At 62.4% G+C, this 1807-nt stretch carries 3 protein-coding genes; 2 read left to right on the forward strand and 1 reads right to left on the reverse strand.

The window, feature by feature from the left end; genetic code table 11:
• Positions 1-211: TetR/AcrR family transcriptional regulator (locus tag ACIRS4_RS36415; RefSeq protein ID WP_404204274.1), on the reverse strand; the 211-nt coding region annotated here is incomplete at its 3' end.
• A 466-nt stretch (positions 212-677) separates the two neighbouring features.
• Between ACIRS4_RS36415 and ACIRS4_RS36420 the strand changes: the two genes are divergently transcribed.
• On the forward strand, positions 678-1049 hold the full coding sequence (locus ACIRS4_RS36420) for a hypothetical protein (RefSeq protein WP_404204276.1): 372 nt from the start codon (positions 678-680) through the stop codon (positions 1047-1049).
• 126 nt (positions 1050-1175) lie between these two features.
• Entirely contained in the window at positions 1176-1331 is a 156-nt protein-coding gene (locus ACIRS4_RS36425) for a DUF6131 family protein (protein WP_404204278.1), read from the forward strand.
• Positions 1332-1807 lie beyond the last annotated feature (476 nt).

Genomic DNA, 1807 nt, shown 5'->3' on the forward strand with positions numbered 1-1807 from the left:
GGTTCTGCACGATGCGGTGCAGAACCGCTAGATAGAGCTCGAGCTTGCTGGAAAACGACTTATACAGCACCGGTTTGCTGATCCCCGCCCGGCAAGCGATCTCGTCCATACTCGCCGCCCGGTAGCCGCAGGCGGCGAACAACCCTGCCGCCGCGGCCACAATCACGCGCCGACGTTCCTGCCGGGCTTGGGATATCGCTTTGTTCACCATCCTGACCTCCTCCTCGGACGCCCACAGTACCGGTGGCCGATCCTGCACCCTCCGGCACGAAAGGCCGATCCACTCTGCCGGTATCGGGTTTGAGTGTGTACTTGTAGTCAGAGATTCGTAGTGAGGGAACGTAATTCGGCGACCGCGTCCTTACCGGGAGTGCGTGTTCGGGGTCCGAAAGCCCCTGCGCATCAGTCTGGTCCGCAGTTCGAGCGGCACCGAGCTGCGCATCGACCCTGCAGGCCGCCGGGGTGGCCGCCTAGGAAACAACTCTGCTCCGGCCTGCTTCCGAGCCATACCCGAGGCCGGTGACTATCACTGTGCCGCGCGGGACGCTATTCCTGGCAGCTCTGCCGCCTTGCAGTAGTGAGAAGAGAGCTGATCCGGCTGGGCATCCGAACACATTTTCCCAGCTCGGGGCGGTCGGCGGTAAAATTCAGCCGGGGAGGGTGCGAGGAGTCCAAAGATGAGCACCACCATTGTGATCGTGATCATCGTCGTCGCGGTTGTGGTCATTGGGCTTGTGGCCTGGATGCTGATGCGCCAACGGCGCGAGCACCAGCGGGTCGAAGCCCACGACATCCGGGACCGGGCGGCACAGGAGGAATTCGAGGTCGGTCAGCGGGAAGCGCGAGCGCAGGAAGTCGCTGCTCGCAGCCGCGCGGCACAGGCCGAGGGCGAAGCCAAGGCGGCACAAGCCCAGCAACTCGCCCAGCAGGCGCACGAGCAAGCCAGCGAGGCGGCCGATTCGCGAACCGAACTGGACAAGGAGTGGGAACGCGCGGACAAGCTCGATCCGGACATGAAGTCCGGGGACAAGCCTCCGGCAGAAAACTGATACGGAACAGTCGACGCCCTGGCTGGGTGGGCGCAGTGACAGTTCGAGTAGTGCGGACACGATCGATATCAGCATCGGGTGGCCCTCGGGTCCATCCGGTTCAGCAGCGAAACTAGGTAACTGGCCATGATCGTTCTCGGAATCATCCTCCTTCTCGTCGGGTTCATATTTGGCATCCCCATCCTGTGGACCATCGGAATTGTGGTGCTCGTGATCGGGCTCGTCCTACTGCTGTTGGGGTCGACGGGCCGGGCCGTCGGAGGCCGACGCCACTACTTCTGACTCGTGGATCACGACTTGGCAGGCGATGAACGCTGACGATCACGGGCCCGTTGGACAAACGATCGTCAGTGCCGGAGGCCGTCAACGAGCGGACCAAACTCCGGTGCGTGGTAGCAACAACAAACCCTGAGGCGGTGTAGGTTCTCAGTCCCAATTTCATCCCACGCCCCCGCGAGCTGCTGATTCCCACAGTTCGCGCCTGGTCAGGGCGGACTGAGTTCTCAATCGTTACTTCATTTCCGAGGGCCCGGCGCCCGCGTTGGACGTTGATGGAGACCAACGACGACAAGTAGGGGGAACATCGACCAAGGGCCGGGCCCGAACCGTTGATTCGGCGGGTGGATCGCGATTGTTCCGACAGTCCTCATCCGCGAGGCCCTGAGTTATCTCACTCTCAAGCTCGCCTACCACTTCTCCAGTTTTCGTATCTGGGTCCTGCGGATCCCCGAGGTTCGCGTCCCGCTCTGGGGGTCAAT

Origin of the sequence: Streptomyces sp. NPDC101166, assembly GCF_044768125.1 — a bacterium.
Taxonomy (GTDB): Bacteria; Actinomycetota; Actinomycetes; order Streptomycetales; family Streptomycetaceae; genus Streptomyces.

What these genes read in the sequence shown, in the direction of transcription:
- ACIRS4_RS36420 (WP_404204276.1), top strand. Translation starts at nt 678, where the DNA reads ATGAGCACCACCATTGTGATCGTGATCATCGTCGTCGCGGTTGTGGTC.
- ACIRS4_RS36425 (WP_404204278.1), top strand. Translation starts at nt 1,176, where the DNA reads ATGATCGTTCTCGGAATCATCCTCCTTCTCGTCGGGTTCATATTTGGC.